This window comes from Paenibacillus auburnensis, from assembly GCF_927798115.1.
GTDB classification, from domain to species: domain Bacteria; phylum Bacillota; class Bacilli; order Paenibacillales; family Paenibacillaceae; genus Paenibacillus_AQ; species Paenibacillus_AQ auburnensis.
The window spans coordinates 2,569,226-2,586,438 of sequence record NZ_CAKMMG010000001.1; the positions used below are offsets into that span (position 1 = coordinate 2,569,226).

Consider the following 17,213-nt stretch of genomic DNA (forward strand, 5'->3'; position numbering starts at 1 on the left):
AATCCCCTATCCGCAAATTTGTTCGAACACGCGCAGCCAGTTCCCGCCCATCATCTTCGCAATCTCTTCATCCGTATAGCCGCGTGCGACCAACCCCCGGGTGAAATTGATAAAATAGCTGTATTTCTCGAGTCCGGCTACCGTTTCCGTAGAAGGTCCGTCCCCTTTGGCAAAACCCAGCTTCGGGGCAATATGCTCTTTGAAATAAACCAGAGACCAGTCCAGATCGCTCATCGGCCAGTCCGTACCAATTCCCACATGGTCTACACCAACAAGCCGGATAACGTATTCCATATGATCCAGCACATGGTCAATGGTCGTATGGTCAGGGTCCTCATGCACAAACCATGGCATGGCAAAAATCCCGATCACGCCGCCTGTATCCGCAATAGCGATGATTTCTTCGTCACTTTTACAGCGCATATGGTGATAAACCGCCTCAGCGCCAGTGTGTGAGGCAATTACGGGTGTGCGGGAAACTTTACAGGCATCAAGGGTGGTTTGTTTACCGCAGTGTCCGGTATCGACGATGATACCCAGCTTGTTCATGCGCTCTACGAACCGGACACCGAAATTCGACAGCCCGCCATTCGCCTGCTCCGCACAGCCGGAGCCGATCAGATTCTGCTTATTGTAGGTTAATTGCAAAATACGCAGTCCAAAGTGATGCAGTACCTCCAGCAGCTCCAGATTGGTGCCCAGCGCGTCCGTTTCCTGCGCCGTCACGATGCCAGCTACACGCCCTTCCCGCTTGGCCCTGCGGATATCCTCGGCGTTCAGTGCTTTTACCAGCCAGCCTGCGGAATCAAACTGTAGCTGCACTTCGCCCATGCTCGTAATCATGCTCTCTATATCATTCAGATGCAGCTCACGATTGCCGGCGGTAATCCCTGACTTGTACCATTCCTCTTTGTACTGGGGAATTTCCCCGCTGGCCGACAGCTTGGTTACCCACTTGGCCGGCATAGCGCTATAGACCATGGGCTCTTCCTTGTAAGGCTCACTGAGTTCTTTGATCGCCTCAGAGACAACAGCAGGAATCGCGCTGGGAGACAGCGGCCCCTGGAACAGCAGGTCGATGTTAATGTTCTGCTCATGCAGGCGCCGCGCGCGCTGCTCCTGTTCCTCTGATAAATTGAAATCATACATTCCTGGTTGTAAGCTCACGTTTAAGTCCTCCTGTACGCCCGAACCCTGACCCATGAACAGAGCGGCGTTTCTTCATGATGAATAATAAACTTGCGGAATTACCAGGCAATCTCAATACCCTTTTGTAACCGGACAGCCTGGTTATAGATATAGTCCGCTGCAGCCAAATCTTCAATGGCCAGCCCCAGACCTTTGAACAGCGTGATCTCCGCCGGATGTGCCCTGCCCTCAATCCGGCCATGGAGCAGTTCACCGAGCTCACCGATGATATGCCCCTCCCGGATGACCCCCTCACCCAGCGGAATGAGATAATCTCCCGCTTCATGAACAGCGGACTCCAGCCGGTCCACATAAAGCCTGGACATGGCCGCAAGCGCTGAATCCAGCTCACGGTCATTCGGCCTGCATGCGCCTACCGCGTTGATATGCGCGCCTTTTTTCACCCATTCACCGGACAGCACCGGCACGGTGGAAGCGGTCACCGTACAGATAATATCCGCGTCCTGAACCGCCTCTCGGACAGTGGCTGCCGCTGTAATCTTCACATTCCATTTGGCGCTCATATCTGCCGCAAACTTCTGCGCTTTGGACCCTGTTCTGCCCCATACCCGGACCTCCCGGATGTTACGGACCAGCAGCATGGCCTCCAGATGGCTTACCGCCTGTTCCCCCGTTCCCAGAATCGCCAGCACGCCAGCGTCCTCCCTTGCCAGCAGCCTTGTAGCAACAGCACTTACAGCCGCTGTACGGATAGCCGTAATCTCCCGCCCGTCCACTACCGCTTTCAGCATACCAGTTGCCGTGTCAAACAAAACGACCGCCCCCTGATGGGAAGGCAGGCCTGCACCGTGATTATGCGGAAACACACTGATAATCTTGGCTCCGGCTGCCGCTTCCTGACGCAGCTGCCCTGGCATAAGCCCAAGCAGATTACCTTCGCCAAGCGGCAGCACCTGCCGGAGACTCTGCACCGCTTCCCCTGCGGAGAGTGCGGCCAGCACCTCCTGCATTACACCGATACAAGCCTTCATTGATAACAATCCGGCTACCTCATCTCTGTTAATAACCAGCATTCCGCTTAGCCCTCCGGTTCTGTTTTGTGCATTCTCTTCTTTTATCATAGCGTCATCTACGCCTTTTGAGAAATACCGGAAGTAAAATAACTGCAAAGCTTATCTTTCTAAGCTATCATTTGCTATACTCTATATTAGTGGTTAAAAAGTTAAAAACTAAAACAAAGGGGATTTCCTATATGATCATTCAGCCTAAAACACGCGGCTTTATCTGCACCACCGCCCATCCCGAAGGCTGCGCCAAGCAGGTTCAGCAGCAGATTGACTATGTAAAAGCACACAAGAAGCTGAGCGGGCCTGTTAATGTTCTCGTGGTCGGCGCTTCTACCGGGTACGGACTCGCTTCGCGGATTACAGCCGCTTTTGGTGCCGGTGCGAATACCATTGGCGTATTCTTCGACAAGCCTGCTGAGGGTGCACGGACGGCTTCCGCCGGCTGGTATAATTCCGCCGCTCTGGAACAAGCCGCTGCCGAGCAGGGGCTGAAATCCTTCAGCATCGTCGGCGATGCCTTCTCTGACAGCATCAAGACCAAGACGATTGACCTGATCAAAAAAGAATTCGGCACGGTTGATCTGGTAGTTTACAGCGTAGCTTCTCCGCGCCGTACACATCCAGTTACAGGCGAAACCTTCTCCTCCGTCATCAAGCCTGTCGGCAGCGCATATACGAACAAAACGATGAACTTCCACTCCGGTGAAGTGTCCACCGTGACGATTGAGCCGGCTACAGAGGATGAGGTCCGTCAGACCATTGCCGTCATGGGCGGAGAAGACTGGGGCATGTGGATTGACCAGCTTCAGGAAGCGGGAGCGCTTGCGGATGGAGCAACTACGGTGGCTTATTCCTATATCGGACCGGAAGTAACCCATCCTATTTATAAAGACGGAACAATCGGCCAAGCCAAAAATGATCTGGAGAAAACAGCCATCGCGCTGAATGAGAAGCTGAATGTCACGGGCGGACGGGCTTTTGTATCCGTGAATAAAGCACTTGTTACCCAATCCAGCTCGGCGATTCCGGTAGTACCGCTATATATCTCTGCCCTGTACCGGGTCATGAAGGAGAAGGAACTGCACGAAAATTGCATCCAGCAAATGTACCGTCTATTCTCAGAGCATCTGTATAACGGAGGAGTGGCGGCAGCAGACGGAAGCCACCTGATCCGGATTGATGACTGGGAAATGCGCGAGGACGTGCAGACCGAGGTGATGAAACGCTGGAGCAATATTGAAACCGCCAATGTACCTGAGCTGGCCGATCTTGCTGGCTATCAGGATGATTTCTTCAACCTGTTCGGCTTCCGCACAGAAGGTGTAGATTACGAAGCTGACAGTGAGCCAGCAGTGGATATTCCGAATCTGGTTTAGCACGGGTTTATTACAGGTTTAATATACATCGTGAACAGCAAAGAAGCCGCTCCCGTCAGGGGGCGGCTTCTTTGCTGCCGATTCGCATGAATCCGGGCTCAGACGCCCCCGGTATAAACCGCAATTGAACTAACAATATGCACAACAAATCAATACAACGCCAGGATTATAATGAACATAATAACAATGAAGCGATACTATGGAGGTTATTATGAACTGGAAAACAGCAATTGAACACACGCTCGTAACCACCCGCCTCAACATCAAACGCTTTGGAGGCTCTTTTCCGATTGTAAGCCTGGGGGACGGCAAATATCATTTGACTGACCATACCAGCTGGACAGAAGGATTCTGGTCCGGAATTTTGTGGCTGAGCTATGAATACAGCAGGGACCCGGAGATCCACGCCGCAGCGATCCGAACGGTTGATTCTTTCAGGAAACGCCTGGACGCGGAGCAGTCACTCGATCATCATGATATCGGCTTTCTGTACTCCCTCTCCGCCAAGGCCCGCTGGATTGTTGATACGGATGAAGATTCCCGTCTGCTGGCGCTGCAGGCAGCCGATATGCTAATGAAGCGCTGGCGCTCTGTTCCCCAGCTGTTTCAGGCCTGGGGGCCGGAAGGCGATGTGAACGACGGGGGCCGGATTATTATTGACTGCCTGATGAATCTTCCGCTGCTCTATTGGGCAACGGAACAGACCGGCGACCGCAGGTATGCAGACTGTGCCAGCATTCAGGCCGAGAAAAGCCGCCGGTTCCTGGTGAGGGGAGATGATTCCTCCTACCATACTTTTTATTTTGACCAGCTGACGGGAAATGCCCTTCGCGGAGGGACCGGACAAGGCTTTCAGGACGGCTCCACCTGGACGCGGGGGCAGGCCTGGGGTGTTTACGGCTTTGCCTTAGCTTACCGTTATCTCAAAGAACCGCGTTTTCTGGAAACCTCCAAAAGACTGGCCCGCTATTTTCTGGAGCAGCTTTCCGGTGATGGTATAGCCTATTGGGATTTCGATGTTCCGCAGGAGTCTTCCACTCCCCGCGACAGTTCGGCTTCGGCCATCTTGGTGTGCGGCATCCTTGAGCTGCTGGAGCACTTGCCGGATGGTGATCCGGACCGGGAAGGGCTTGCCGGAGCGGTGGAGAAAACTATGGGTTCCTTACTGGACCGCTACTTTACTGCTGGCAGTCCAGCGGAAGAAGGGTTCCTGCGGCATGGCTCCTATTCTGTCAGAGGGAACTCTTCGCCTGATGATTTCATGATCTGGGGGGACTATTTCTTTCTGGAAGCGCTGCTGCGTCTGCAGCAAGGCGTTCCGGGATACTGGTATGAACGTGAACGCTAACGGATGTACATCAGGCATTCCCTTGTCCTCCCGATGGCCGATAGAAAAGGGATGATCTATACTGTAAATAATAACGGATCATAAGGGAGCTTTTTTATGGACAGGAACGATCATTCATTCCAAAGGCTTGAACCTGGTTTACTTCAATTCAATTATAAATATGAAGATGAGGAAGCCCACTGGTTTCACGCGCACAGGGGAATTGAGCTGCTGTATATTTACAAGGGCCGCGGCGAAATTATGGCAGAGAATCAGACCTACCCTATCCGGGATCATACGCTGGTCTGGTTCCAGCCCTATCAGCTGCACTGTGTGATGGTCCCTCCGGCACAAGGCTGTTCTTATATCCGGACCAATCTGACCTTTGACCCCAGTTTTGTGGAGCATTATCTTTCCGCTTTTCCTTATCTGGAGAAGTTTTTCCGCAGGATGTGGAAGGGCGGCCTCCAGAAGCCGGTTTTCTATGAGATGCAGGACACGCTGATTCCGGATTTGCTGGAGGAAATAGATCATTCTATAAATAACTCCGCCGCAGACAAAGAAGAAACGATCGGAATTCTGATGCTTCAGCTGATCCGGCAGCTTCAAAAACAAATGTCTGATGTCATGACCGGAGTGAGCCCGCTGCATTCGCGTGCAGGATCACATGTAGAGCAGATCACCGAATGGCTGGATGAACATTACAAAGAGCCCTTCAGCCTCGACGCACTGGCTAATAGGATGCATCTGTCACCCTATCATATATCGCATGTATTCAAGCAATTTGCCGGCATCACGCTGTCCGAATATTTGATGCAGCGGCGCGTAAGTGAAGCTTGTATCCTGCTTGCCAATACCGCTAAATCCGTTCAGGAGATCGCGAGGGAGGTGGGCAGTTTTTCCCCGTCCTATTTCAGTCAGATGTTCAAAAAAAACAAAGGAATTTCACCGGAGAAATACAGGAAGAGCATCCGCTGAAGTCAAACTAAGGATAATAACGCAAAAGACCGCCCTATTATAAAATGGATGTGATGAGCAGCCATTTTACAATAGGGCGGTTTGCTGTGCACTATAAAATGACCTCAACCTTGACGGATGAGCGTCCGGGATAAGCAGGCAGAATGTTGCCCTCTACCGGTTCACCGTCGACAGTGATTTCCCGGACACCTTTGGAGACCCTGCTGGCATTCGTAACGGTGATATCATACACACAGCCCCGGAAGCGCCGCTTCACCGTAAAACCTTCCCATCCAGCGGGAATACAGGGGTCGATGGACAGGCCTTCGAGCACCGGCTTTACACCCAGGATATATTGGGTAACAGCAACATACATCCAGGCAGCCGTACCGGTTAACCAGGAGACATTGGCGAGACCGAATTTGTCAGACTCCGGCCCGAACAGGTTGGAGGCATAGACGTATGGCTCTGCTTTGTAGCGCCACAAGCCCGCCTTATCCATGGCCACATTCGGCAGCAGCTGGCGGTAATATTTGTAGGCCAGATCTCCCCGGCCAAGCATGCATTCCGCGATAATGGCCCAGGTGTTGGCATGGCAGAATACCGCCCCGTTCTCCCCTGTGCCCTTGTTGTAATTGGTCAAAGGGTCGGCAGGGTCGGGAAAGCTGGTGATGGAGGGGTGAATTTTTTTGATGCCAAGCTCCGTGTCCAGCATTTCATGCACGCTGTCCATGGCCTGCAGCCCCTTCTCTGGGTCCGCCATACCTGACATGGTCGCCCAGGTCTGGGCGTTGAGCCAGATTTTGGCCTCGTCATGTTCGTCACTGCCGAGGAACCGTCCGTCATCCATGATGGCCCGCCGGAACCAGCGTCCATCCCAGCCGATGCTGTTGACGAGCTTACGCTGACTCTCATACATGGCTTCATACCGGGCGGAATCCTCCGGATGGCCGCCAGCTGCGGCAAGATCAACCATCCGCAGCAGTACCGTTCCAAGCTGCATCGACGTCCAGATACTTTCTCCCCGCCCTTCCCGGCATACCCGGAACAGCTGATCGTTCCAGTCCGAGCGCAGCATCAGCGGGAAGCCGCGTGAGCCGAGCTGGGACGCGGTGAAATCAACCGCAGCCTTCAAATGCTCATATACCGTCCCCTCGCCGCCGTCATAGTAAGGTACAAGGGTCTTCAAAAAAGCAGCATCCCCGGTTTCTGCCAGCAAATCCCATGCCGCCAGTGCAGTCCACAAATGATCATCAGAATGGATGCTCGTTACCGGCTCCCAGCCTTCGTTCGGAAAGAAGTAATGGTTCACATGCCCGTCCTTATACTGCTGTCCGAGCAGGAGCTTCAGCTTGTCAAAGGCGAGTTCCGTGTCAAAGGGCACCACCGCCAAAATATCCTGTGCCGTGTCCCGGTAGCCGACCCCGCGGAACGTGCCGGTGGCATAAAATGAAATGTTGCGTGAGAACAGAAAGTTGCGGTGCGCCTGATACGGATTCCAGATGTTGATCATCCGCTCGGCATCTTTATCCGGCAGCCGGCTCTCCCAGGCGCCAAGGTAGCTGGACCAGTTCTCTTTAAGCGCCAGGTAAGAGGATTCTACGAATCCCGGCTCCCTGGAGCGGGCTATTGCCCGCGCAACCTCATCCTCGTCCGCTGCAGTGCCAAGAAATACATTGATCGTGCGGCTCTCGCCCGGCTGCAGTGTAAGGTTGAACTGCAGCGCACCGCACGGGTCGCCGCCCATTAGTGTCGATCCGGTGCAGCCGCCGTTCTCAATCGCCGACGGATTAGATTCACTGCGGTAGCTGCCGATAAATTCCTCGCGGTCACCGTCATAGCCGGCTAGCGGCGTATCCGATGCCAGATAAACAAGCGGCGTCTCCTCCGGCTTCGGCTGATTTTCGACCCCGTATCGGTACACCAGTCCCTCCGCTTCATGATATTGCACCGAAACCTGATGTTTGTTGTAGCACTGCCACTGCAGCTCACGCATAAATTCCATCATGCCAAACTCGGCGTAAGCGTAGACCTTCAGTTCTTGCGGTGCACTGCCCTGATTGGTCAGGGTCAGATTCCAGATCAGCGAATTCTCATAGGGCCCGATAAAATACACCGTTTGCGCCGCTATATCGCCCTGACTTGCCTCGAAGCGTGTATAACCCATGCCGTGCGCACTCTTCCACACTTCCGGTTTCTCTAAAGCGGGTTCGCTGGTCGGGCACCAGTAACGGCCTGTATCCGCATTCTGCACATAAATATACGGGCCTGAGCGGTCCATGGGCAGATGGAAGAAACGGTAGCGCGTAATCCGCCAGATCTGGGGCGACTTGTAAAAAGCTACACCGCCGCCCGCATGCGACATCATGGTGTGGAAGGTACCGTTCGACAGGTAATTCATCCACGGTGTCGGCATATCATGCCGTTTAAATTCCACCTCCTTCTCTTCGTCCCTGAAGGTATAGTAATCTTTCGGATCGGTATATTTGATCAGTTCGCCTTTCACTGGGCTTCAGCTCCTTTGTAAGATGGTAAAGGCTTATTTCGGCTCGACCTCATCCAGGGTTAGACGGTATTCCAGACCCTTCATATAGGTACCGTCTTCGTTCAGAAAGGTCAGTCCGAACGTCAGGTCTCCGCCTGTTCCGTGTACAATGGCAATCAGCCGGTTGAGACCGGTCTGCAGGGTAAGCTCCCGTTCCGGTTCTGCCACAAGGGCACCGTTCAGATAAATCTCATAGGCAACTTCTGTGCTGATGCGCAGGCGCCCCCGGTGAAGCTGCCCGGCAGCCCCCTCTTCATCCGGAGCCTGGACGAAGCAGCTCAGAAACCAGGGGACACAGCCTGCATCCGCAATACGTAATGTCCCCTCGCCGGAACGCCGCTCTTTCTTCTGCATCCAGCCGTACAGGCCTTCCCCCAGATTATTCAAAGAAAATGCCGGATCGGTATAATAAGCCTTCATCTCACCATAATCGACATGGGACGGACAAGGCAGCGCCATCATCGTTTCTACGGCCCACTCCCCGTCCCCTTTCTCGCTGTCCAATAGACCGTCATCAAACGACGCACCCAGATTGGCCAGCAAGCGGGTATACAGGCGAAGCGCCTTCTCACTCTCCGGGTCTGTTAACAGCTGGGAGCAGAACACCGAACCTGCGCCGGTCTTCGCTTCGGCCAGAAAGACTCCAGAGGGGCGGGCGTTTCTGCGGTTCAGCTCCACCAGTGCCAGACGGCTGTATTCTGCCGTGTAGCCATGGACGAAATAATCCTTCCAGGCCGTCCCTTCAATACTCGTACAGAGCACATCTGCGCCTTGGATCTCCAAGCTGTCCGCTGCCAGCACGTGGTTCTTAACCTCCCGCGGCGACAGAAACACCTTGTCGAACCCGAACAGGTCGACAGGGCTGAAGCCCTGCACGGCGGCGTGGTCATAGTCCGCCGCCAAGTGATACGTCTCGTGCGGTACCACGCGCACGGGACGGTCCAGCAGGCGGGCAAGCGCCGCCTGCTGGCGTTCCTCCGCCGGCAGGAGCAGCACCTGCCCGCCGGCTTCGGCATGACGCCGGAGCGCCTTCGCGGCTCCCGGCGTCTCCAGCATGCAGGCTTCGGCCACGATCAGGCCGAAGTCCTGCAGCCCGGCGCGCGCGGCAATGCCCGGCGCGCTGGTCAAATCCGGCGCTGCTGGATCCAGCGCCGTGTACCGCAGCCGCAGCTCCGCAAGGAAAGCTGCGGCCTGCCCGCCGCGGCGCACCAGCGCTGCCGCGGGCCGGGCCTTAGCCCCGGCGTGCTCCGCACCGCCGGCGTAGGCCAGCAGGTTCCGCAGCAGCAGGCAGGCCTGCGGAACCTGCTCCAGACTGGCCATCAGCTCCAGCTGATTGGCCAGGAACATGCCCTCTCCGCTGCGGTACTCCAGCAGCGGAGACCACAGATCGCCGCCGTCTCCGAAATCGCCGGAGCTGCACTCCAGCAGCAGGTTGAAATCACCTGCCGCCGGCTTCTCGAAAGCGGCATGGATGATCGGCTCCGGCCCCTCTTCATGCAGCTTCTCCTGCCAGAACATCAGGTCCCTGTCGCCAAGCCCCTCCAGTACCGGATGCCGGTAGCTGCCGGCATGGGCGCGGAGGAAGGGCCGCCGCGAGAGCGTCAGCTTGCCCAGCGACAGCTGGTTCTGCTCCAGCAGCAGCAGCCGGCCCCCCCGCGCCACAAATGCCTTCAGCAGCGCCTCCAGTGTGCCGTCACCATCCTCCGCCCGGCTGCCGACAATGAGCAGAACATCGGTTGCCAGTTCAGCTATCCGGGTACGGTCTATCCTTTCACAGCCTGGAACAAGCCGGCGGATCAGTACGAAATCGCGGTCAGCTCCCCAATAGGCCGACCGCTGCTGTACGTTCACTGGCCGGTTCAGCAGACTTGCCGGTATAAGCCTGTAGTCCAGGCGCAGCTCATGCACCTGCCGCCCGCTGTGGAATAGCTGCGCTGTCAGCACCGCCTGCCCGCTGTCAGCCGCGGAGGCCGGCATCCATTCCAGTTGAATAATCTGATGCTTGGCAGGAGGTTGAATGAATTCGAAGCTTTGCCTGTGCACGGTCTTTCCGCCCTGCCGGATAACGAATTCTGCCCTGACTTGCTGCACAGACAGCGTGTCGTTATATACGTCGAAACTGCGGGCAACCGGCTTATCGTCATAGAAGCAGCTGTTGTATTCGGCAGCGATGATCGTTGCCGGCTTGAACGCCTCTGCCATTATGGCAAAGGCCGGATTAGGGGAGTACAGCGGATACTCCTCCGGCAGCATTCCGTTGTTGATCGACAGCGAATAAGACGGAATGACCCTCGGCTTCACTCCGGCGGTGTCCGTGTCCAAAGGCGGCAGGACAATGTCCCGCTCCGGCATCGCCTGCATGAAATAATGGGCGAAATTAAAGGTGGAAATGCCGGATACCCCCTGCCGCCTGGCGTGTTCCACAAACAGCCGCTCCTTCAGCGCCAGCCCTGCTGTGCTTTCATCCGTACCGCGGTAAACCTGCAGCCCGGTGTACATGCTACTGTTCTGCGGACAAATATACCACCAGCCGCCGTGTTCCCCGAACGTCAGCGGAACCGTACGGTCCCACTGGCTGATCGTACCGTCGATATTATAATGGCGGCTTTCCACTTCGGTATGTTCCTTCGGCAGCAGACGGTTGTCCCCTTCGGCAATAATCGCGCGGGTAGGATCAAGCCTGCGGATCTCGGCCATCAGGCCGGGCATATGCACTTTGAAGCCGTCCCGTCCGTCCACCCAGCGCATTTCGTTCTGCAGGCTCCAGAGAATGACAGACGGATGGTTTTTGTCGCGCTGCACCAGCCGCCGCACATGCTGCCGGCAGTTCTCCACATAAGCGGGATGGTCGGCCGACATCGATTTGCCTGAGCCGTAAATCGCTGTTTCATCGATTAGGAGCATACCTTCTTCATCAGCGATGCGCAGATAATCGGCAGGGTAGGGCTCGGCATGCAGCCGGATACTGTTGATACCAACCGCGCGGCAGATGCGGTACCAGTTGCGGATGTAGGCCTCCGTCATCTGCAGTCCGCCCTGAAAATGCCAGGAGTCACCGCGCAGATTAACCGGGATGCCGTTCAATATGAACTGCGGGCCATCACACCAGAATTCGCGGAAGCCGAATACTACAGCACGCCGGTCGATAACCTCCCCGTCTTCCAGCAGCTCCAGCACCGCACTGTACAGAAACGGTTCATCCGGGCTCCACAGCCTGGCGCTGCTCCAATCCAAATGGAAGGAAGCCCCGTATACTTCCCCGCCCTTGGTGTTCTCACACAGTCTAAGCTTCTCCGCTGCAGAAGCATCGAGGTGTTCGGCTGCGCACTCCGCAGACAGTACCGGACTGGATTCAGCATCTACTCTATGATGTTCCGCCCCTGGCCCCTCCACAGACTGCTCAAGCACGCCTTTTTCCCATATGCTCAGCTTTACCGTAAGCGGGCCGCGGACTGCTACTGTGTCTGTCCCGGCAGCAACCGCCTGTACCCCGATCCGCCCTTCCCTGACGGAGGTCCGGATCGTTACGTCCTCCAGCGCCAGCAGGGGGTAACCCTCCAGATACACGTCCTGCCAGATCCCCCGGCTGATTCTGCCATACCAGGAGCCCATCAGCCCGGTGATTTTGGACATGCCGTCCGGAAGGACTACAGTGTCAAATCCTCCGCAAATCACGTGGAGCTGATGCTCCTGCCCCTGCTTGACTATGGATGTAATGTCGAGTCTTAGCGGCAGATACCCGTCCTCCCAGACGCCAACCTCCTGCCGGTCCACATAAATGACGGCCTTCTGCATAATACCGTCCAGCCGCAGCACAATCCGCTGCCCGGCCATACTCTCCGGGACACGGAAGCTCCGGTGCAGAACACCCGCTTCAGCGGCATCCCACTCCTGCGGATAACCGTGCAGGTCAAACGGAGCATACGCATACTCGGGGATTTTGCCGAAGCTTTTGCCATTCGGCAGCGGATAGGTTCTCCTCCAGCTGGAGGGGACCTGTACCTTGCGGGCTTCATATATTATTCTTTCGGGTAGCCTCCGGCACTCTGGCTGATCATACAGGGGCATGAAATCCCATTCCCCGTTTAGACATAACAAATTACGCATCTCTTGTTCCCAGCTTTCCGGCAAAGGAGCGGACTTCAAGAACCAGCATAAGCGGTTGCCACAACTCCTGGCCCGCAGGCGCTCCCTCCCATTTGATAAAATGCGGCTCCATCACTTCAGCCCAGTTGTCCGGACGCAGTGATGTCTTTAGTTTTCCTTCATAGGGGGCAGGCTCCCGGGTAGCCGGCTGCTCCGCATAAAAAAACAGCACATTCTCATGCAGGCCGATGATGCCGTATTTATCGCCGTCCCCGGGCCGTTCCTCCTGGTATTGATAGTGGTAGTAAACGTAGCTGGCAGCCTCTTCCGGCTTCAGGATCGCAAGCCGTCCGTAAGGTTTGCCTTCAGGACTGCGGCGCTCCCAGTGCTGCGCAGAAACAGGATGCTGATAATGAAAAATATCTGTCAGCGGCGCCCAGCGGCGTCCCCTTTCCCCTCCGGGCCAAACCGTAAGCTGCTCCGAGGCTCCAGGCAGTAAAGTTTCCGGCGGAACCGGTGATTCCGCACATTCATAATAAAGAAACAGCTGGCCGCTGCAGGCAAACAGGCTCAAATGGTCTACATTCAGCCGCTCCATGGCTTCAGTGAGCGGAACTGAGATCTCCCGGCTCCGGAAAAAAGCAGCCGCTTTCCGGCCTTCCGGCCACTCTGCCCTGTATAAACAGCGCTTCATGCCGCACCTCCTTATTGTGTGGTTTACTCTCATGTTACCGCATACAATCTGCCCCTGCCTTGACGATGGTGACCTTGTTTAGCATGATAACGACATGCGCCTGCAACTCATTTTTGCCAGGCTATTCCTTAACTTCTTTCGGGGCATCCCCACGCCGTAAACCGCAAAAGCGCCCTCCCCGCAGGAAGAGCGCTCACGAAGATTTAAGGCATGACCGTGAAAGTAATGTCATCGAACAGCATATAGGCGAAGCCGCTGGTGTAGAAGCCGACTTTACCGGAAGGTCGGTGGCCCGGATCGCTGCCGGACAGCCTTGGTGAACCGTCCACAAATACGGAGATATCGCCATTCTTGGCCGTTACCTTTACCGCATACTCCGTGTCCGGCTGCAGGTCATGTCCCGGGAGGACAGTTTCGGTAAGCTTTTGCCAGGCTGTGTTATACAGGATCCAGGCCGAAGTTCCGTCTGCCCGGGTACGGTAACCGATCCGGGTGGAACCGGTGCTGTCCTGGCGGTCGAAGATGTACAGGATGCCATTATCAGGCATCACAGACGGTGTCTTTAGCACGAAATCCAGCTGATAAGACGTAAAGCTGCGGTCGAGTAAAGCAGTCGCCCCGTTCAGAAGCTTATAGCGGCGGTTCCCGTCCGGATCTGCCGCGATGCTGCGGTTCGGGTCTACCGGCCAGCCGTTCCCCCCGTTCTCAAAGTCCGTCTCATGCATGATATTGGAGACCGTTATTGCAATGTCAGCTTTAATTAACGGATTTACCGTTGACACGGCAGAAATGACGGTCTGCCCTTCGTATACGGCGCTAACTACACCCGTACTGTCCACCGTGGCCACTGCCGGGTTGGCCGACTGCCAGGTAACGCCCGTATCCGGTGTATCCGACGGATCGAAGGCCAGCTGCAATTGCCGCTGTTCCCCGGCGGCGAGACGCACGCTGCTCTCTGCCGGGATGATCCCGGCAAGCCCGTTAGTCAGTGCCTTGAACTGAATGTCATCGAACAGCATATGGCTGACATTGCTCACGTAGAAGCCGACTTTACCTTCCGCATTGTGTCCCGGATCATTGCCCTTCAGGCGAAAAGCTCCGTCCAGATAGACGCTGATATCACCGCCCTTAACGAGCATTTTGACCGCATATTCCGTATTTGGCTGCAGGTCGTGATGAGGGAGCTTCACTTCTTTCAGTACGGCCCACGCTGAATTGTAGAGCAGCCAGGCCGAGGTTCCGTCTGCCCGTGTCTTGTAGCCAATCCGGCTGGAGCCGCTGCCGGCCTGGCGGTCAAAAATATACAGGGTCACATTGTCCCCCATCGTTTCCGGGGTCTTCAGCTTGAAGCTCAGCTCATATTCGGAGAAGCCTTTAGGGCTAAGCGCCGAGGCTCCATTCAACACCTTGTACCAGCGGTTGCCGTCAAGCTTCACAATGCTGCGGTTCCCGTCCTGGACCCAGCCATTTGCTCCAGATTCGAAATCCGTGAAATCCATCACGCCGTCGCCTGCTTCTACCGTGACATTAACCGAAGCAGTCAGCAGCGGGTTTTCCGCCGATGCCACGGTGATAACCGTGTTGCCGACCGTTTGGCCGGTGACTATACCTGCTCCATCCACAACCGCGATGGCGGGATCAGCTGAGGTGAAGGTCAGCGCGGGATTATCTGCGTTCCACGGAAGCACTGCCGTCTGCAGCTTTACCGTTTTCCAGCGGTCCACGGTAATTTCACTGTCATAAGCAACCACCCCTTGAATAGGGTAGCTGGCTGGTCCTGCCGTCGTGCCTGCTTTACCGGTTAGGCCGATTTCCGCGAATGGAATGTCAGGGAACCCAGGTATGGCATCGAATACTTCCGCATCCGGCCGGAGCGACAGGTCGCCACCCGCCAGGTTGGTGAAGCCCGGATCCTCCGTGGTCACCCAGTTATCTGCATACTGAACCAGCCCGAATTTGTCGTATGCCCCATATACATTGGTCGTTACACTGCGCGGAAGCGACGGATTATAGACAACATTCCCCTGAAACGTATTGGTGTCGGGATAATAGCGGTTCTCCGTGAAGAAATTCGCCAGCTCAGGGTATTTGGTCATATAAGGTGTTCCTGTGAAATTGTTGTTAGCCGCGAACAGCGCCTGCCACTTCGGCATGTAATTCAGCGGCACCTGATCATCCGGCTCGTCGCCGAGAAACATATCCGCGTAGTCATAGGGAACCTTGCTGTCGATAAAAATATTGTTGCGGGTCAGAATATGTGCACCGCCGTTGTTTTTAATAGCCGAATTGCCCATTTTGTAAAAGATGTTTTCGTCTATGGTAAGTCCCATTGTGAAATTGTCGGGATATACCCCTTCCACTCCGGCTTTGGTTTCGCCGATGTTGTGAAAGTAGTTACGCCTGATGACCGTTCCCCGCTCCTGAGGCTGCTCACCCGCATTCATGTAGATGGCACCAAGGTCAGAGAAGGTTGTACATACATCGTAGATTTCGTTATACTCCACGACATGGTCGTTGCCGAAGATCAACACGCCGGGATGAGGCGCATCATGCAGCTCATTATGCGACATCCGGTTGCCGACACCTGACAGCAGAACTCCGGGGTTATAGGCTTTGTGATAGTAGGCAAAATCATGGATATGCGAATTTTCCACGGAATTATTCCCCGGCTGCAGCGTTGTTTTGTTGCCCCCCGCCAGCGTTACGGCAGTGCCGCCGATATGATGGATGTGGGTGCTGACGATGGCGTGGTCCGTACCCGGTGCCCCGTCGAAAATATTGTAATAAAACCGGCTCTGCGTATTGATCAGCACACCGCTGTTGGTGAAGTTACGGATTTCGCTGTTCAGGATCCGCATGTGACTTCCGCCCATGAATACGGCTGCCGAATCGCGGCCGTTCTCCAGCACCAGCTCAGAGAAATCGATGTATGATGCATCCAGCGCGTTGATCATCGGTGTCTTCAGCATCGTCACTTCAATATCCGGGTCCGCTGCCGCGAACTCGGCGTTCGGCAGGAAATACAGCTTGCCGGCCTGGCGGTCGATGTAATATTCGCCGGGCATATCAATTTCCTCGAGTAGATTTTGCGCAAAATGAAAATCCGGATACCAGTTTTTGAAGAGGCCGCTCATTTCCCCGTAACGGAGCGTGATGCTTTTGGCGGCTGTATCGATAGAGGCAATTTTGTTATAAGACCACTCCCAGCTATAGCCAAAAATGCCGTCCAGCCAGATGTCGTCCGCCTGCGTCCAGTACTGCGGCCGGTCATACGTATAGGTGAAGGTGCCTCCGCGCGTATGCACTTCCCCGTTCGGATCCTTCCGCGTCGGCCCCGGATCGAGAATTTCATCCATCTGCACCGTGCTTTCGTTGGGCCAGCGGGCCAGTGTCATGCCCTGTCCGGCCACATACAATTCCATCGGTGGAACCTGGCTCAAATCATTGGCCAGATAATATCCATGGCGGCTGAGCTGGCCGTAATCGGTGATCCCGAGTGCTGCCAGATCTGCCGTCAGTACCTTTGTTCGCGCCTCAGTACTGATGATACGGCTGAGTACAGCCGGGTCAGTAACCGGAACAAACGCAGACTTGGCAAGCTGCTCCGCACCTGACAACGTCACAGACTCACCCGGATAAGCGGTGTAAGTGATCGGCTTGCCCGCTTCCCCTGAATCCTGCTGCCGCAATTCGAAGCTGGCCGTCCGTTCATACCTGCCTTCCCGCAAATATACTGTGACGCCGCCTTTCGGCAACCCTTTCTGCGCTTTCAAAGACCGGATAGCGTCACGCGCCTTCTCAAGCGTCAGAAACGGGGCACTCTTTGTCCCACTATTGAAATCGCTTCCATTTTTAGCTACGTAAAACGTTTTCCCAGTGGTCTTCTCCTCCGCAGATGCAGATGATGCAGAAGATGTGAAGGGTGGACAGGGAGTCATCATGAACAGCAGACTGGCCATAAGCGCTGCAAGCAACCTTTTTTTCACCAAAGCTCCTCTTCCTTTCCATGTGG

At 55.4% G+C, this 17,213-nt stretch carries 9 protein-coding genes; 3 read left to right on the top strand and 6 right to left on the bottom strand.

What is annotated here, in order from left to right:
• Nucleotides 1-6: 6 nt before the first annotated feature.
• Nucleotides 7-1,167 (bottom strand): dipeptidase, encoded by a 1,161-nt coding sequence (locus L6H70_RS11785; protein WP_236332971.1) that lies wholly within the window; start codon nucleotides 1,165-1,167, stop codon nucleotides 7-9.
• 80 nt (nucleotides 1,168-1,247) lie between these two features.
• The gene (locus L6H70_RS11790) at nucleotides 1,248-2,222 is read right to left on the bottom strand and encodes an ornithine cyclodeaminase family protein (RefSeq protein WP_236332973.1); all 975 of its coding nucleotides are present in this window, start codon (nucleotides 2,220-2,222) and stop codon (nucleotides 1,248-1,250) included.
• 179 nt (nucleotides 2,223-2,401) lie between these two features.
• Between L6H70_RS11790 and fabV the strand changes: the two genes are divergently transcribed.
• The 3 genes from fabV to L6H70_RS11805 all read left to right on the top strand — a co-directional run bounded on the left by fabV (nucleotide 2,402) and on the right by L6H70_RS11805 (nucleotide 5,897).
• Nucleotides 2,402-3,592, top strand: coding sequence for an enoyl-ACP reductase FabV (gene fabV / locus L6H70_RS11795; protein WP_236332975.1), 1,191 nt, complete (start codon nucleotides 2,402-2,404; stop codon nucleotides 3,590-3,592).
• A gap of 211 nt (nucleotides 3,593-3,803) precedes the next feature.
• Nucleotides 3,804-4,940: a glycoside hydrolase family 88 protein gene (locus tag L6H70_RS11800; protein ID WP_236332977.1), complete on the top strand. Its 1,137-nt coding sequence runs from the start codon at nucleotides 3,804-3,806 to the stop codon at nucleotides 4,938-4,940.
• Nucleotides 4,941-5,036: 96 nt separating this feature from the next.
• A complete protein-coding gene (locus L6H70_RS11805; protein ID WP_236332979.1) occupies nucleotides 5,037-5,897 on the top strand; it encodes an AraC family transcriptional regulator in 861 nt (286 codons plus the stop codon).
• A 91-nt stretch (nucleotides 5,898-5,988) separates the two neighbouring features.
• Here the strand turns inward: L6H70_RS11805 and L6H70_RS11810 are convergent, their stop codons facing one another.
• From L6H70_RS11810 to L6H70_RS11825, 4 genes are all read right to left on the bottom strand, one after another.
• Nucleotides 5,989-8,382 (bottom strand): GH36-type glycosyl hydrolase domain-containing protein, encoded by a 2,394-nt coding sequence (locus L6H70_RS11810; protein ID WP_236332982.1) that lies wholly within the window; start codon nucleotides 8,380-8,382, stop codon nucleotides 5,989-5,991.
• A 33-nt stretch (nucleotides 8,383-8,415) separates the two neighbouring features.
• Complete coding sequence (locus tag L6H70_RS11815) at nucleotides 8,416-12,528, bottom strand: glycoside hydrolase family 2 protein (protein WP_236332984.1); 4,113 nt, start codon at nucleotides 12,526-12,528, stop codon at nucleotides 8,416-8,418.
• Complete coding sequence (locus tag L6H70_RS11820) at nucleotides 12,521-13,201, bottom strand: hypothetical protein (protein ID WP_236332986.1); 681 nt, start codon at nucleotides 13,199-13,201, stop codon at nucleotides 12,521-12,523. The genes L6H70_RS11815 and L6H70_RS11820 overlap by 8 nt, the downstream gene beginning before the upstream one ends.
• A 203-nt stretch (nucleotides 13,202-13,404) precedes the next feature.
• A complete protein-coding gene (locus tag L6H70_RS11825) occupies nucleotides 13,405-17,187 on the bottom strand; it encodes an Ig-like domain-containing protein (RefSeq protein ID WP_236332988.1) in 3,783 nt (1,260 codons plus the stop codon).
• Nucleotides 17,188-17,213: the final 26 nt, after the last annotated feature.

Excerpts from the sequence above, each read along its gene's own strand:
- L6H70_RS11790 (WP_236332973.1), bottom strand. The coding sequence starts at position 2,222 with ATGCTGGTTATTAACAGAGATGAGGTAGCCGGATTGTTATCAATGAAG.
- fabV (WP_236332975.1), top strand. The coding sequence starts at position 2,402 with ATGATCATTCAGCCTAAAACACGCGGCTTTATCTGCACCACCGCCCAT.
- L6H70_RS11800 (WP_236332977.1), top strand. The coding sequence starts at position 3,804 with ATGAACTGGAAAACAGCAATTGAACACACGCTCGTAACCACCCGCCTC.
- L6H70_RS11805 (WP_236332979.1), top strand. The coding sequence starts at position 5,037 with ATGGACAGGAACGATCATTCATTCCAAAGGCTTGAACCTGGTTTACTT.
- L6H70_RS11815 (WP_236332984.1), bottom strand. The coding sequence starts at position 12,528 with ATGCGTAATTTGTTATGTCTAAACGGGGAATGGGATTTCATGCCCCTG.
- L6H70_RS11820 (WP_236332986.1), bottom strand. The coding sequence starts at position 13,201 with ATGAAGCGCTGTTTATACAGGGCAGAGTGGCCGGAAGGCCGGAAAGCG.